General features: G+C 66.4%; 12 protein-coding genes. 1 reads left to right on the top strand and 11 read right to left on the bottom strand.

Going from position 1 to position 15,822, the window contains the following annotated elements:
- The 11 genes from DKG75_RS22235 to DKG75_RS22180 all read right to left on the bottom strand — a co-directional run.
- Positions 1-1,839, bottom strand: a 1,839-nt coding sequence (locus DKG75_RS22235; RefSeq protein ID WP_170131907.1) for an efflux RND transporter permease subunit, incomplete at its 3' end; no start/stop codon positions are given.
- A 23-nt stretch (positions 1,840-1,862) separates the two neighbouring features.
- On the bottom strand, positions 1,863-2,921 hold the full coding sequence (locus DKG75_RS22230) for a WD40/YVTN/BNR-like repeat-containing protein (RefSeq protein WP_109923388.1): 1,059 nt from the start codon (positions 2,919-2,921) through the stop codon (positions 1,863-1,865).
- A gap of 314 nt (positions 2,922-3,235) precedes the next feature.
- Positions 3,236-5,116 carry a DUF1302 family protein gene (locus DKG75_RS22225; protein ID WP_109923387.1) on the bottom strand — a complete coding sequence of 627 codons (1,881 nt, stop codon included), beginning with the start codon at positions 5,114-5,116 and terminating at the stop codon, positions 3,236-3,238.
- A gap of 503 nt (positions 5,117-5,619) precedes the next feature.
- The gene (locus DKG75_RS22215) at positions 5,620-7,389 is read right to left on the bottom strand and encodes a sigma-54-dependent Fis family transcriptional regulator (RefSeq protein WP_208112273.1); all 1,770 of its coding nucleotides are present in this window, start codon (positions 7,387-7,389) and stop codon (positions 5,620-5,622) included.
- A gap of 131 nt (positions 7,390-7,520) precedes the next feature.
- On the bottom strand, positions 7,521-7,904 hold the full coding sequence (locus DKG75_RS22210) for a VOC family protein (RefSeq protein ID WP_109923385.1): 384 nt from the start codon (positions 7,902-7,904) through the stop codon (positions 7,521-7,523).
- Between the two features lie 21 nt (positions 7,905-7,925).
- Positions 7,926-9,035, bottom strand: coding sequence for an S-(hydroxymethyl)glutathione dehydrogenase/class III alcohol dehydrogenase (locus DKG75_RS22205; protein WP_109923384.1), 1,110 nt, complete (start codon positions 9,033-9,035; stop codon positions 7,926-7,928).
- Positions 9,036-9,046: 11 nt separating this feature from the next.
- Complete coding sequence (locus tag DKG75_RS22200; protein ID WP_109923383.1) at positions 9,047-10,054, bottom strand: ferritin family protein; 1,008 nt, start codon at positions 10,052-10,054, stop codon at positions 9,047-9,049.
- A gap of 25 nt (positions 10,055-10,079) precedes the next feature.
- Positions 10,080-10,397 carry an MmoB/DmpM family protein gene (locus DKG75_RS22195; RefSeq protein WP_109923382.1) on the bottom strand — a complete coding sequence of 106 codons (318 nt, stop codon included), beginning with the start codon at positions 10,395-10,397 and terminating at the stop codon, positions 10,080-10,082.
- 22 nt (positions 10,398-10,419) lie between these two features.
- A complete protein-coding gene (locus DKG75_RS22190; RefSeq protein ID WP_208111907.1) occupies positions 10,420-10,773 on the bottom strand; it encodes a monooxygenase system ferredoxin subunit in 354 nt (117 codons plus the stop codon).
- A complete protein-coding gene (locus DKG75_RS22185; protein ID WP_166646307.1) occupies positions 10,770-11,051 on the bottom strand; it encodes a toluene-4-monooxygenase system B family protein in 282 nt (93 codons plus the stop codon). The genes DKG75_RS22190 and DKG75_RS22185 overlap by 4 nt, the downstream gene beginning before the upstream one ends.
- A 61-nt stretch (positions 11,052-11,112) precedes the next feature.
- Entirely contained in the window at positions 11,113-12,615 is a 1,503-nt protein-coding gene (locus DKG75_RS22180; RefSeq protein WP_109923380.1) for a YHS domain-containing protein, read from the bottom strand.
- A 380-nt stretch (positions 12,616-12,995) separates the two neighbouring features.
- Here DKG75_RS22180 and DKG75_RS22175 point away from each other — a divergent pair, with 380 nt between their 5' ends.
- Positions 12,996-15,740: a winged helix-turn-helix domain-containing protein gene (locus DKG75_RS22175; RefSeq protein ID WP_109923379.1), complete on the top strand. Its 2,745-nt coding sequence runs from the start codon at positions 12,996-12,998 to the stop codon at positions 15,738-15,740.
- Positions 15,741-15,822: the final 82 nt, after the last annotated feature.

Genomic DNA, 15,822 nt, shown 5'->3' with positions numbered 1-15,822 from the left:
GGCCAGGAAGATGCAGCCCGCGATGAACAGCACGATCGCGATCAGCACCGCATCCTTGGTCGTCTCGATCTCCGTGTTCACCGCTTCCGCGATGCCCACCTGGCCGCCCGCCACCAGGAGCTTGGCCCCGTTCGGCAGCGCCGGCATCGACGCGATGAAGTCGCGCGCCAGGGACGTCACGGATTTCACCGTCGTGCCCGTCTTGTCGTCCAGCGAGACGATGATGTTGCCGATCTTCCAGGTCTCGTCCGTATAGGCCTTGAAGTCGCCCGGCTCGCCCTTCGACGAGAACAGGTAGACGTTGAACGCCACCTCGTCGACCGTCTCCGGCACGATGGCATAGGACGGATCGCCCTCGTAGAGCACCTGGTTCACCGCCTGCACCATCGGCACCATCGACAGCGCATGGCGCGCCTTCGGCTCGTGTTGCCAGAGGTAGCGCGACAGTTCCTCGATCGCGGCATAGGTCGCGGGCTGGATCATGGTCTCGTCCGGGCCCTCGACATAGACCATCATCGTGTCGGTGCCGACGCCGGCGAAGCGCTCGTTGATCAGCGCATTGTCCTGGTTGTAGCGCGCGTCCGGCCACAGGATCGGGCTGCCCACCGCATCGCCGATGACGACGAAGCGCGCCCCGAACACACCCACCGCCAGGCAGGCCACGGTGACCGCGATCACCACCCGGGGATAACGGTCGAAGCGGGCGTATTTCCACACCGTCTCCACCCAAGTGGTGCGGGCGCGGAAGCGCCGCGGCCGCGGCATCAGGCACAGCAGCGAGGCCGTGAAGATCAGCGCCGGCGCGATCGCCAGCAGCCAGGCGCCGCAGATGATGCCGAGGGCCTGAAGCGAGGGCACGCCGATCATGACGAGGACGAAGAAGCCACCCGCCGCTGCCACGATCGCCGTCAGGCTGGGCACGAAGACCTGGGCCAGGCCGCCGACCACCGCATCGCCCATGGCGACGCCGGGCTGAAGCCGCTCGAACACCCGCGACATGAACTGCACGCAGTGCGACAGCACGATGGCGAAGACGAAGACCGGCAGGATGATCAGCAGCGGATCGAGATTATAGCCGACCAGCGCCATGGCGCCGGTGCCCCACAGCGTCCCCACCCCCGCGGTCAGCATCGGGATCAGCACGCCCATCCACGAGCGGAAGTAGACGTAGAGGATGAGACCCGAGAAGACCAGGGAGATCGCGACCAGCAGCAGGGTGGCGCCCAGGTCGTTGTAGATCGTGCCGAGCAGGATCGGCCGCCCGACCATATGGACCTTGATGCCGTTGGCCGCTTCCTGCGCCCCCAGCCCCTCGATGAAGGTGACCAGGGTGGCGTAATCGGTCTCGTCCTTGAAGTCGGCGATGATCATCCCCGCCTTCTCGTCGTTCGAGACCAGCAGGCCACGGTACTGCGCCTTCACCGCCGCCTGGAAGTTGGCCCATTCGGTTTCCGTGCGCGGCAGGTCCGGCCAGGCGATGGCATTGATGTCGATCCGCCCGGCCGAGCCCACGATCGCCTTGGTCTTGCGCAGCGTCAGCGCCTGCACCAGGTGGCGCTGCACCGAGGGGTGGAAGAAGATCTCGTCCGCCACCCGCTTGTAGGCGGTCATGAACTTCTCGTTGTAGACCGTGCCCTCGGTGTTCTCGACCATGATCAGGGTCGTGTTCGCCCCCCCGAACTGCGCCCCGAACTTCGCCATCAGTTCGACGTTCGGGTGATGCACCGGCAGCATCGCCTCCAGCACCACCTTCAGCGACAGCTGCGAAAACGACATGTAGCCCAGAAACGCCGTCAGCAGCACCATCGAGCCCGCAATCAACGCCGAACGACGGCGCACAAAACCCGCTATCCTCGTCGCTATCATTGCGCAACCTCCTGCGTGGCAAGGGCAATGGGCGCGGGCTGGAACGTATCCGCCGCCGTCGCCGCTGCCAGAATGAGCCCCCCCTGCCCGACCGCGACCGCGCGGCCGTCGTCGCCGAGCGCGACGCCGCCCAGCCACAGGTAATTCAGATCGACCTGGGGCGAGATCGACGCCGGCTGGAAGCCGGAGCGCCCGAGGCTGAGCAGCATGCCGTTGCCGGCGATCAGGGCCGCGGAACCGCGCACCGCCACCGCCAGCATATGGGCCTGCGTGTTGGTCGGCTGGGGTTCGACCGCCCAGCCGCCGCCGGGTTTCTGCGACAGGGCCAGCAGCGTGCCGTTCAGGCCCACGGCATAGCCGCGGTCGCCCGAGATCGAGACGTCGAGCAAGGTCGGATAGACCTGCTCGGTCACCACATTCCAGGTCTTGCCGCCGTTCGCCGTATGGCCGACGACGCCGAATTCGCCGACGACGACCGCCCGGCTCTCGTCGAGGGCGGCGATGCCGCTGAGACGCGGCTTGTCACGGCCGGCGTAGTCCTCGATCTCGCTCTCGGTCCAGGTCTTGCCGCCGTCGCGGGTCATCAGGATGAGGCCGTTGTGGCCGACCGCCCAGCCCACCGCCGCCGAGGCGAAGGCGACCGCGCGCAGGTAGACGCCCGGAACCTCGAAGATGACGCGCCAGTCGCGCCCTTCGGCATTGCTTTCGAGAATGCGGCCGCGGTGGCTGACCGCGACATAGCCGCCGCCGGGACGCCGGGTGACGCGGCGCAGCAGGTCGCGGGTGCCGCTGCCGACCGCGGTCCAGGACGCGCCCGACGACACCGCCACGGCACCGTGGTATCCGGTGGCGACCGAAGCCGCACCGTCAAGCGCGATGCCGAACAGCGGATCGGGATAAAGCCGTTCGGGCGCCGCGGCCAGGGCCAGGCGCGGCATCAGCGGCATCGCCAGCAGGGCACCGGCCCCAAGCGCCAGCGCCTGGCGGCGCGACGCGCCGTCCGCGGGCATCCGCCCTGCGATTTCACCCTTGCCCGCCCCAAAGGGCATGGCCATCTCCCGTCTCGAGCACGGTCGCACTGCGTCGTTCCTCCCATCGATCGCGGCTCATGTCCGCGTTTCCCCCCTTCCTGCAAGATCGTTGCCAACCGCCCTCATGCCGCAGCGCGGAATTCATAAGTCGTTGCGATTTCTCATTTTTCCAAAATGCCGTGACGCAGGGCGACACGTCTCGCGGCTGCCATGCGGCGGCGCATCTTTCTGATTTCATCGACCGATCACCGGCCGGCGATGAATTTGAACAATCGCGAAGGCGACCCTTGCGCGAGAGCGCGGTGTATCCAGGCTGGATACACCGCGCCGAAGCATGCTCAGAACTGGGCGGTCAGGGAGAATTCGATATTGTCGGACTGGTTGGCGATACCAAGCACGCCCTGTTCGGGACTGGCCTCGAAATGGGTCAGTTCGATCCGGGGCCGCCAATGGTCGCCGAAATAATTGAAGTCCAGGCGCTGGCGGACGGCGAAGCCGTCGTTCTGGAGATCGTAGACGACCAGCACCTCGGCGCCCAGGCGGCCATCGTCGAAATTATGACTGGCGAGCAGGGTGCCGTAGTTCTGCACCTTGTGCAGCTTGGCGCCATAGGCGGCATAGGGGGCCTGGAACAGCAGGTCTTCGCCGTTCGGGGTCAGGATGGTGAAGAACTGGACGCTGGTGAAGATGCTGGTGTCCTGGGTTTCCCAGAACGGCAGCCAGAGGAAATAGTCGGCACCGATCATGAAGGACATCTGGTCCCGCTCGGCAACGCCCCGCGCGGGATCGACGATGAGGGCGGCCGTCCCCTCTTCCCGCGTGCCGAGCACGGTGGTGGCGACGGCGCGGTTGAACGGCTTGTCGAATTCATAGGCGAACTCGGTGCGGAGCACGGGCGAGACCCCTTTCGGCCCGAGCTGCCATTCGGCCATGTCGCGGCTGAAACTGCCGCCGACCAGCTTCCGCCGGAAGCGATAGTCGAGGTCGAACTGGACATTGACCGAACAGAAGGACCCGCCCGGATAGGGGCAGCCGAGGACATTGGTCTGAATATCCTGGGCCGTGCCGCCGGCGCGGAGCGTCGGGACATAGAGGCCCTGCACCACCGCCTCGGTGGTGGCGAGGTCGAGGGGGGCGACCATCACGGCATTGCCGCCGTCATGCAGGGCATTGCCGATGATCGCCTGCGCCCCGGTCAGCTTGACGATGGGCATGTCCTGATAGCCGTAGAGCGCGTTCAGCGTGCCTTCGCCGCCGAGCACGTCGAATTTCAGGCGGCCGCCCAGGGTCGGTTCCGACAGGCTGAAGCGGTCGGGCTCGTTGTCGCTGAGCGAGGCGCCGAAAAAGGGCACGCCCCGCCCGCTCGCCTTGTCGGCCAGCAGGGGATAGGGCAGGCCGTAGAGCCCGCCCGAGGTGGCATCCCCCGGCGTCGGATTGTTGATGACGAAACGGCTGTGGTGATATTCGGGCATATAGATGAGTTCGAGGCGCGGCTTGTCGAGGCCGATCGCCTCGAAGGCATCGCCGAGGCCGAGCCGCCCGAGATCGAGATCGACGGCGGTCATCCAGCTGGGGATGCGCATCTCGTCGGAATCGCCGAAGATGAATTTCTGGCGATAGTCCTGGGCATGGAGGACGTCGAGCAGGCGCAGCCCGTCGGACTGACCCCAGGCCCGGACGAATTTCCCGATCTTCAGGGCATAGCGGTTCTCGGGATCGGTCACTTTCACCGCCAGTTCGCGGATCATCTCGTCGTTGAAATCGGAGAGGAAGACATTCTGCTCGTCTTCGCTGCCGAAGGGCATGCGCGGGGGATCGGCCAGCGGCCCCGCCGCCGTGCCCGCCCCCCGGCCGTCGAGGCGGTAGCGGAACTGGTCGCGGAAATCCGGGCTGCTGTAATCCTGGATGCCGCGGCCGGTGAGTTCGCCGCCGAATTCCCGATAGAGGTCGCCGCGCAGCCAGAAATCGCCGGTCACCGTGACATTGGCCGCCGGCCGCCATGCCGAGGTCAGCTCGATCAGATAGGCCGCCTGGCCGATCTCGACGCCGCCGCCGGTGACCTTATTGTCATAGGCAAGGGCGATGCCCTGCTTCAACCGGCCGCCGATGGTCAGGCCGTCGGCGATCTCGACCTCCGCGGCCGCGGGGGACAGGCCCGCCGCCAGGACCAGCGCCGACACCGCCTCGGCCCCCCACGCGTGAACGATACGTCTTGCCATGCTATTCCTCCCTCGCCGCGGCGCGGCGTTCCCGGTGCCATCGGGGCATTACTTTCGATTCAGGTGAAATTGCCGCCGATTTGGGTGTTATCAAGCAAGCGACATGCCAAGTCGCATGATGCGGCGCGGCAAGAACGCGCGCAGCGCGACATGCTGCATTACAGCAAGTCCGGCAAAAAAATGGCCCGTGGCCGAAGCCACGGGCCAAGTATACGGGGAGAGGAGAGCGTCCCCGGTTACAAAGCGCGCGAACCCGCGTCGACGGGCGGCGTCGGAGACCGAGCCAGCGATGCCCTCGACAAAGGGGGCGGAGGCCCGCGCGATGCGAACATCGATTAGCAAGTGCCGTGCCAACCATGAAAATTCGCAGTGCAGCATATGATTTCCCAGGTCACACGGGCCGCCGGCGCCGAATTCCGCCGCGCCGCAGCAAGGGCCGCCCGCTCATTTGGTGAAGCGGGCGGCCGGGCCTTGACCATTTCCAAACACCGGGCCGCCCGGGATTACAGGCCGGCGAAGGCATCGTCGGCATCGCCGAACTTCTTCATGCGATAGGCGAGCTGCGCCCGCGACAGGCCGAGGGCCCGCGCCGCCTCGGAGAAATTGCCGCCCGCGCGCTCGACGGCGGCGCGCAGCAGGCGTTCCTCCAACTCGTCGAGGGGGGTGCGGGCTTCGAGCACGGCATCGACCACCTCGCCCACCCGGCCCTCGCGGGCATCGCGCGACATGTCGCTGAGCTTGCCGTCCGCGCCCATTTCCATGACGTAGGGGTCGACCCGCTCGCCGGCGGTGAAGAGATGGCAGAGGTCGATAGGGCTGCCCTCGGGCGCCAGGATCACGCCGCGCTCGATCATGTTTTCCAGTTCGCGGACATTGCCCGGCCAATTGTAGGCATAGAGGCCGGTGATCGCGCGCTGGCTGAAGCCGGTGACGAGCTTGCCGTGGCGCGCGGCGAAGAACTGCAGGAAATGGTTCAGCAGCACCGGAATATCGGCCCGCCGGTCGCGCAGCGGCGGGATCTGGATCGGGAACACGTTCAGGCGATAGAACAGGTCTTCGCGGAAGCTGCCGTCGGCGACGCCGGCGCGCAAGTTGACGTTGGTCGCCGCCACCAAGCGGACGTCGACCTTGCGGCTCCGGTAGTCGCCGACCCGTTCGATCTCGCCTTCCTGGAGGGCGCGCAGCAGCTTGCCCTGGGCGGCGAGGCTGAGGGTGCCGATCTCGTCGAGGAACAGGGTGCCGCCGTCCGCCCGCTCGAAACGGCCGGGGCGGGAGGCCACGGCCCCGGTGAAGGCCCCCTTCTCGACGCCGAACAATTCGGCTTCGACCAGGTTCTCCGGAATGGCCGCGCAATTGACCGCGACGAAGGGGCGCGCGGCGCGGCGGCTGATCCGGTGCAGGGTCTGGGCGAACATTTCCTTGCCCACCCCGGATTCGCCGAGCAGCAGGACCGAGGCGCTGGTGCCCGCCACCTTCTCGATCATATGGCAGACGACGTTGAAGCCGGCGGAGGCGCCGACCAATTGCTTCGTCGGCGACACTGCCGGGGCCGGCGCCGGCATGTCCGCCGCCGGCGGATCCGCGGTCAGGCCGACGACGATGCGGCGCTGGTCCGCCTTGTTGGCGAAGGCATGGGGCTGGAGATAGCGGATGTCCTCGTCCGCGTCCGACCAGTCGGCCACCGGCTTGCCGATGATGCGGCAGGCGGCATGGCCGGTCGCCCGGCATTCCACCTCGCGGAACAGGATCGGCCGGCCCATGATCACGCTGGTATAGCCCGAGGCATAGCCGATCTGCATCCAGCAGGCGGGCTCGGTACCGATGCCGTGGGAGGCGATGTGGACCTCGTCCTCGCAACTGTCGTGCCACAGCAGTTCGCCGAAGAAATGGCCGGTCTTCGAGTCATGCTCGATGCGCAGCGGCTCGACCGTGACGATGCCCTCGATCATGTGCAGCTGCGGGCCGACGGTGAAGAAATCGAAGAAATCGCGGGCGCCGTTGCCGCGCACCTTGATCGCCAGTTCCGCGTCCTGCGCCCCCGAGGCATAGCCCATGCGGGTGAGCAGGGCACGCGCCCCCTGGATGCCCAGGGTTTCGATCAATTCGTTCCTGAGCGCGCCGAGCGAGCGGACGTGCAGCAGGATCATGCGGCTGTCATCCAGCCAGATCCGCCCCGCCTTGGGGCAGAAGCGGATGCGCGCGGCGAGATCGTCGATGCTGGGCAGGTCGCCCCCGCCCGCCGCCGGCGGCTTGCGGCCGATACGGCCGATCACGGCCTCCGTTGCCGAACCTCCTTGTCGAACCGGCATGTCGCTCCCCCTTCGGTCATGATTTTTATGGTTCTTTCAGCGTTACGCGACGGTACGGGAAGGCCGGCCGCGGAACCGCGGCCGGCCGGCATGGATCAGGGCGCCTGGAAGCAATAGGCGGCGAGCTTGTTGCCGTCCGGATCGCGGATATAGGCGGCATAGGCATTGGGCGCGATGCTGCGCGGGCCCGGCGCCCCCTCGTCCCGGGCGCCCAGCGCGAGGGCGGCGGCATGGAAGGCATCGATCGCCGCCCGCGTCGGGGCGACGAAGCTGATGGTGCCGCCATTGGCATAGGTCGCGGGCAGGCCGTTGCCGGGCTTCAGCACGAAGAAGGCGGGGCCGTCCTCGCCCCAGATCGAGCCGTTCTCGCCGAGATCGGCGACGCGCTTGTAGCCGAGCCGGCCGAGCGCATCGTCATAGAAGCGGCGCGCGCGGCCGAGGTCGTTGGTGCCGACGCAGACATGCGTGAAAATGCTCATTCAGTCCTCCCGTTGTTGTTGTCAGAACGCGATGACGGCGCGGATGGATTTCCCGTGGTGCATGAGATCGAAGGCATCGTTGATGCGGTCGAGGGGCAGGACATGGGTGATCATGGGATCGATCTCGATCTTGCCGTCCATGTACCAGTCGACGATCCTGGGCACATCGGTCCGCCCGCGGGCGCCGCCGAAGGCCGTACCCCGCCACACCCGCCCGGTCACCAGCTGAAACGGACGGGTGGCGATCTCCTGGCCCGCCGCCGCGACGCCGATGATAATGCTTTCGCCCCATCCTTTGTGACAGCATTCCAGCGCCTGCCGCATCACCGTGGTATTGCCCGTGCAGTCGAAGGAATAGTCGGCCCCGCCCCGGGTCAGCTCGACCAGATGGGCGACGACATCGCCCGAAATCTTCTTCGGGTTGACGAAATGGGTCATGCCGAAGCGCCGGCCCCATTCTTGCTTGTCGTCGTTGAGGTCGACGCCGACAATCATATTGGCGCCCACCATCCGCAGGCCCTGGATGACGTTGAGGCCGATCCCGCCCAGCCCGAAGACGACCGCATTGCAGCCGGGCTCCGCCTTCGCCGTGTTGATCACCGCGCCGACCCCGGTGGTAACCCCGCAGCCGATATAGCAGACCTTGTCGAAGGGCGCGTCCGGCCGGATCCTGGCCAGGGCGATCTCGGGCACCACGGTGTAGTTGGCGAAGGTCGAGGTGCCCATGTAATGGTGCAGCGGCTGGCCCTTATAGGAGAAGCGGCTGGTGCCGTCCGGCATCTGGCCGCGGCCCTGGGTGATCCTGATCTTCTGGCACAGGTTGGTCTTGCGGCTGAGGCAATAGTCGCACTCGCGGCATTCCGGGGTGTAGAGGGGGATCACATGGTCCCCCGGCTTCAGGCTGGTGACCCCGGGGCCGACCTCGACCACGACGCCCGCGCCCTCATGGCCCAGGATCGCCGGGAACAGCCCCTCCGGATCCGCCCCCGACAGCGTATAGGCGTCGGTATGGCAGACCCCGGTCGCCTTGATCTCGACCAGCACTTCACCCGCCTGCGGCCCTTCCAGCTGGACCGTGACGATTTCCAGCGGCTTGCCCGCCTCGAAGGCTACCGCAGCGCGGACGTCCATTCCCACCCCCGTCAGAGGCCGAGCGAGGCGCGGAAATCGCGGGTGGCCTGCCGGGCCGCCGCGGCCGCGCGGTCGCCCTCGGGCAGGCCGGCGCAGAAGGCGTCGATCGCCCGGTCCGCCAGCGGTTCCCATTTCGCGATCCAGGCGCGGAGATGGTCGAGATTCGCCGGCTCCTTGCCGAGGAACTTGACCAGGGCCGCGGTCCAGGCGCGCGAGCGGGCGGTATCCTTCAGGATGGCGTCGGCGAGAAGGTCGAGCACGGAATCGTCGAAGCGGCGCGCGGCCCGACCGAGCTGGCGGACGCAGGCTTCGTCGATCGCGGGCTTGGCGACGAGGTTGAGGGCGGCGAAGGTCTCGCCGAACTCATAGACCACCAGGACCTTTTCCATCAGTTCGCGGAAGCCCTGCCATTCGGGCGATTTTTCCCAATGGCCGCGCTCGTCCTCGTTGAAGCCGGCGCCGGCATGGCTGCGCGCCAGTTCGACGGTGCGATACGAGATATGGGACACCGCCCGCAGCGCATCCGCCGCCTGGAAGGCATAGCAATGGGAAATGGTCGAGGCCGGGGTCGCGGTCGCGGCATAGGCCGAGACCATCTGCACCGTGTGGTGCAGGAAACGGCCGGGGGTATAGAGACGCGACAGGACCGTCTGCCATTCGCCGTCGAGGCCGGTGTCATGGGCTTCGTTGCTGAAACGGTCCATGATTTCGGCGACGTAGTTTTCCTGGCCTTCCTGGATGATGTTGTAACGCCGGTAGGTCACTTCCTCCGGGTCGCGGAAGGCCAGCCAGTCGTCGTGGCGGAGCGGCGACTCCAGCAGGTTCTTCTTGTACCAGCGGTTGATATAGGCATCGGGATCGAGCGAGGGCAGCGCCGGCCCCGGCTTGCCGGGCTGGGCATAGTCGTTCAGGAAATGGACGTCGAAGGCGACGGCTTCATATTCGCTGGGCTTGCGGCGCTGGGCGGACAGAGCGCTCCAGGTCTTCAGTTTCGTCTGCTCGACGGGACCTTCTCTCATGATTTCACTCCCTGGTTCTGTTTGCTTAGATACGGCCGTCGAGGAAGAAGCGGACGTAGCGTTCGGTCGCCTCGATCTGGCCGGCGAAGGAGGCGAGGATCGGCTCGATCTCCTGCATCAGGAACGGCCGGCGCAGCAATTCCTCGACCGTCGAGCGGCGGACGATGCATTCGCCGTAGACCGAGACCCGGAGATAGGCCCGCTTGTCGGCGACATGGACTTCATTGTCCGGATTGTCGCGGCGGATCGCCTCGACGATGACGTCGGCCAGTTCGCCCGCGCGCAGCACGGGGCCGACCATATTGGCGTTCGCGGCATTGCTGCGGCCGGTGGCGATGGACATGGTAACCTCCCAGATTTCTTGTTCAGGCCCCGACGCGGAAGGGCGCGATACCGTCGACACTGACCAGCACCTTGCCGTCCCTGACCCGGACCGGATAGCGCGCCAGCCGGCAGTCAGACGGGTTGAGGCCGTCGCCGCTGCGGCTGTCGAACTGCCAGAGATGGGCGCGGCAGGTGAGCACGCCGTTCTCGAAGCTGCCCTCGGCCAGCGAAATATCCTGATGCGGGCAGAGCGCCTGCAGTGCCGCGACCTCGCCGCCGATGTGATGGACGACCAGGATGTCATGGCCCGCGACTTCGAATTCCACGGCCTCGCCTTCCCAGATGTCGTCGAGATCGCAGACCGGGTGATAGGTCAGGACGGCGTCGACGCTCATTGCAGCGGCTTCCCGTCGTGCGCCGGCTCGAAGAAGAGATGAACCCAGTCCATGGCCTCGATGCCGGAGTCGCCGACCTTGACCTCGAGGGGCAGGGCCGCGTCGCCGTCGATCTTGCGCAGGCGGATTTGGGACAGCGGGCGTTCGGGGACATGGACGCCGACGACGAGGGAAGCCGCGGCCTCGATCAGGTCGGCGATGCGCGCCTCCGCCGGGATGGCGACGAGATGCACGAGGAAATCGCGCTCGCACGAGACGAGCAGGGGCAGATCGGACATTTCCAGTTCTCCAAAAGGGTCGGGGCGGCCCCGGCGCCGGGCGCCGGGGCCTGCGGTGCCGTTACTCGGCGGCCATCTTGGCGGGGGCATGCCCGGCAAAGGCCCAGGCGTAGTTCTCCGCGTCCTTGCCGCGCTCGGTCGGGGAAAGGCCCATGTAATTGAGCGCGCCCTCGTAGTTCGGCGGCAGGATCTTGCCGGCCAGGAACTGGTCGATCAGGGTCTGGTGCGCCGCATAGCGTTCCGGGTCCTGCTCGAACACCCATTTCTCGACATGGGACTGGAAGTAATACTTCTTGCCCTTGTAGGTCAGCATCTGGCCCTTGGGGTTCCACGGCTTGTCGGGCGAGGTGACTATGGGCAGGTTGTTGAAGGCGCAGACCACCGGCAAGGTCTTAGGCACGGTGAGGTCGGCCTTGCCGGCGCGGAGATTGGCGCCGATCTGGTCCCACAGCCGGCCCCAGTTGTCGTTCCAGCCCGGATATTTCGCTTCCAGCCATTCCCGTTCGGCGGGCGAGACGCCGGCCGGGACATTGAACCAGACCGTATCGCGATAGAGCCACCAGCCGAGTTGCATGCCGTGGTGGAAGCTGTTGATGTCCTCGAGGAAATAGTCCCAGTACCAGGGCAGGTCGAGGCCCATGTCGAGCAGGGTGCGCTCGAACTGGCCGACGATCCATTCCTCCATGAATTCCTTGAACGAGGAGGAACGCTTCTCCAGCGGCATGAAATAATCGATCACGGTGCCGGTGAGCAGCGAGAAGAAGCGGTAGGTGCGCCAGAAGCCGATGTCGACCGCCTTCTGCGCCTCGGCCTTGTAACCGTTCTTGACCATCAGCTTGAGGAGTGGCGCGCCGATCTGGGCATGGCGCGACTCGTCGGTCTGGATCGAGGAGATCAGGTTGGAGAAGCTGGTGTCGCCCGCCTCGGCCGCATCGCCGGCCAGGCCGATGAACTGCATGTTGGTGAAGCCGGTCTCGAAGGCGAAGGTCAGCATGATCGCCGTGGTCACGGCGTCGCGGCCCATGAAGACGTCGTCCAGCGTCGCCCGCGTCATGATCGCGCCCCATTCCTGGGTGCCGAGCAGCTTGTGGGCGAAATTGAACTGCGGGCTGTGCTTCAGGCTTTCATGGGCGAAATAGAGCTGGGCCTGGCCGTGGCGGATTTCGTCGAGCAGGCCGAAGGTCGCCATGTTGCGCATGCCCGGCGCCTTGCCGAAGCGCGCCATACGCCCCTCGGAAATCTGCGAGCTGGATTCGGCCAGCGAGACCGCACCGAAATGCAGCTTCAGGATCGAGTGCCAGCGCTGCCCCGCCTCTTCCATGAAGCGGGTCCGGGCCGCCGCCGTGTTGACGGCATAGACTCCCGCGTCCTTCTCGCGCTGGACTTTCACATATTCGGCGTATGAAACCTTGTAGGGTTCGTCGTATTCGGCCCAGGCCGCCTTCGGCATGTTGAAGGGATCGCTGATCTCGGGCGGAAACAGATCGGCCTCGGCGACGAAGGACGGCGTCCAATTGGTGTCGCGGGCGACATCGTACCAATCGCTTCGCTGCAATAGAGTCATGGTTTTTTTCCCTCCCTGGCGGCTGTCGCCGGCTTCGGCGTCTCTTGCCGTTATGCGCGGGCGGGGCCATCCCCTCACCCGCACAAAGGGATGGAAAGCTGATCACCGGCGCCGGCGGCCACCCCTGCGCCCGCCCTCCCAAAGGTTGGCCGATTATTTTGCGCCGCAGCGTGAATTCGCCGGCAATTCTTGGTCACGCCCGCGATTACTGCGCCGGTGAAATATTTATGTGCGATATGGGCGCATCGCCGACAGATCAGGCATGACACATCTTGTCCGCCGGTCTACTTTCGTGCCGGGAGGGACCGGGAGACAGGCGGAACGCCAGCCCCGGCCACATGTATATAAAGACAAAAGAAAAAAGAGACTGAGAAGATCCAATGCAATCTTCCCGCGTCTTGATCAGGAAGACGAAACTCCAGCCGCCGCATAACGACGAGCGGACCATCGCCCGTGCCCGCGTCACCGGCCGCTTCGACCTCGGGCCCGGGACGCCGATCACCCTGATCACCGCACCCGCCGGTTCGGGCAAGACCACGGCCATGGTCCAGGCCTTCCACCATTTCCGCCAGGCGGGGCTGCTGGCCGGCTGGGCCGGCCTCGATTACGCCGACAACGACACCACGGGGCTGATCGCCCTTCTCGTCTCGGCCATGCGCACGGCGGCACCCAATGCCTGCGCCGCCACGGCGATCCTGCTCGAAACCGGCCTGATGCCGCCCGAAGCCGTGTTGCAGCGGACCCTGCTGAACGAGATCGCCGACCTGCAGCAGGATATCGCCCTCTTCCTCGACGATTATCACTGCGTGACCGAACAACGCGCGGTCGAGCTGATGAACCTCGTTTTCGGCGCCAACACCCGGCGCCTGCGCTTCTTCATCGCCACGCGCAACCAGCACAATATATCGGTGGCGCGCCTCGGCATGCGCGGCCTGGTGCGCGAGCTGACCTTCCACGACCTTCAGTTCGACCCGGACGAGACGCAGCGCGTGCTGCACCTCTGGGGCCATACCGACGTCACCGAGAATCAGAGCGACCTCCTGCGCCAGAAGACCGAGGGCTGGGTCGCCGGGCTCCAGCTTGCCTCGATCGCGCTGGCGAACGAGCCCAACAAGGCGGGCTTCATCCAGGCCTTCTCCGGCACCAACAAGCGGATCGACGGCTTCATCTCGGACGAAGTGTTCCAGAAGCACCCGGAGACGGTGCGCGACTTCCTGCTGAACACCGCGATCCTGGAGCGCTTCACCCTCGACCTCGTCAATGCGGTCAACCCGGGCAGCGCCAATTACGAGAGCCTCGACTATATCGAACAGTGGAACCTGTTCCTGGTGCCGCTGGACGAGGAACGGAAGTGGTTCCGCTACCACCACCTGTTCAACGACTACCTGCGCCGCAAGCTGACCGAGGTCCATCCCGACCGGGTGGCCGGCCTGCACCGGACGGCGGCGCGCTGGCTGTTCGACAACGGCTATATCACCGAGGCGATCAGCCATGCCTTCGCCTCGGGCGACATGGAATTCGCCGGCGGCCTGCTGGACGAGGGTAGCGACGCCCTGTTCTCGGCCGGCCGCGCCATGACGCTGGAAACCTATGCCCGACGCCTGACCGACGCCCATATCCGCCGCCTGCCCCGCCTGCTTCTCGACCGCGCCTGGCAGAGCGAATTGCGCTGGCGCTTCAAGGCGGCGGAGGCCGATCTCCGCGATGCCCGGATCGCGGTGCAGACCCTTGGCTCCTCTTCCGCCGACTGCGGCTTCGACCTCGACTATCTGCGCGAGAAACTCTCCCACCGGGAGATGATGCTGAAGCTGCTGAACGACGACAGCGCCGGCGCCCGCACCGCCGCCCAGGACTGGCTCGACGCCCGCCACAGCAACGACATGTTCATGTATGCCTCGTCCCTGTCGGCCAAGATCCTGACCGACCGGGAGTTCTATCGCTTCGATCTGGTCATGTCGCGGGCCGAGGAGGTGCGCGAGATGTTCATCCAGCACGGCGCCTATTACGGCACCGTGTTCCATGATTCGATCGTCGGCCGCTCGCTCCAGCGCTGCGGCCGGCTGGACGAGGCGGTGGCGGTGCTGTCCCGCTCGCTCGGCATGGCGGTCACGCTCCATGGGGAAGCGACGCCGCTCGCCTCCATGCCCACCTCGCTGCTGGCCGGGATCGCCTACGAGCGGAACGACCTGGGCCGGGCGCGGCAGATGCTGGCGGGCTACCTGCCGCTCAGCAAGGAACTCGGCTTCGTCGACAATATGATGGAAGCCTTTCTCACCTCGATCCGCCTCGCCTTCCTCGACCGGGATTTCGCCCGGGTCGCCGCCCTGCTCGAAGAGGCGGACTGCGCGGCGGCGGAATTCGGCTTCGACCGCTTCCAGGGCCGCATCCTGCTGGAACGGGTGCGCCTTGCCGGCCTCGATTCCTTCTTTTCCCACGGGCTCGACGCGCTCGACCTCTCGCCCCTGCCGGACGCCTTCGACGATCCCTGGTCCATCCCCCAGCCGGGCACCCGGCACGAGACCGCGGCCCTGGTCCATGGCGAACTGATGATCGCCGCCGGCCAGCCGCGCCAGGCGGTCGCCATGCTGACCCGCTGGCTGCGCTTCGCCACCCATCGGCAGGCCCGGGCCGGCGCCGCCGCCATCGCCGCCCTGCTGGCCCGCGCCCTGGTCCGCGACGGCGACATCGAGGGCGCCCAGCGCATGCTGGCCGATGTCCTGAAGGGCATGACCCACGCCCGCTTCATCCGCAGTTTCGCCGACCAGGGCCCGGGCCTCGCCCCGGTCTTCGCCGCCATCCAGCAGCGCTGGCGCGAGCATCACCCGGCGGTCGCCGACTATGCCGGCGAGATCCTGCTGGCGATCGGCGCCCCCGGCCCGGCGGCCCGGACGGTGGCGGCCGATACCCAGGAGGTCGCCCTCTACGAGCCGTTGACCGACCGGGAGATCGAGATCCTGCGTCTTGCCGACGGTGGCCTGTCGAACGGCGAGATCGCCGCCGAGATGGCGATCGCCGAAAGCACGGTCAAATGGTACTGGCAGCGCATCTTCGACAAATTCGCCGCCCGCGGTCGCCGCCAGGCCATCCGCACCGCGCGGACTCTGGGCGTGATCGGCATGCGCTGATCCTTCTTCTCCAATCTCCGGCCTCGGGGCCGGGCGGTCGTGTCGATGCTTGCTGTGGCGGTGTTGCATGAAATCGATAATT

Origin of the sequence: Zavarzinia compransoris, assembly GCF_003173055.1 — a bacterium.
GTDB lineage: Bacteria > Pseudomonadota > Alphaproteobacteria > Zavarziniales > Zavarziniaceae > Zavarzinia > Zavarzinia compransoris.
Note: the sequence above shows the minus strand (reverse complement) of the source record. Positions and strands in the feature narration are given on the sequence as shown.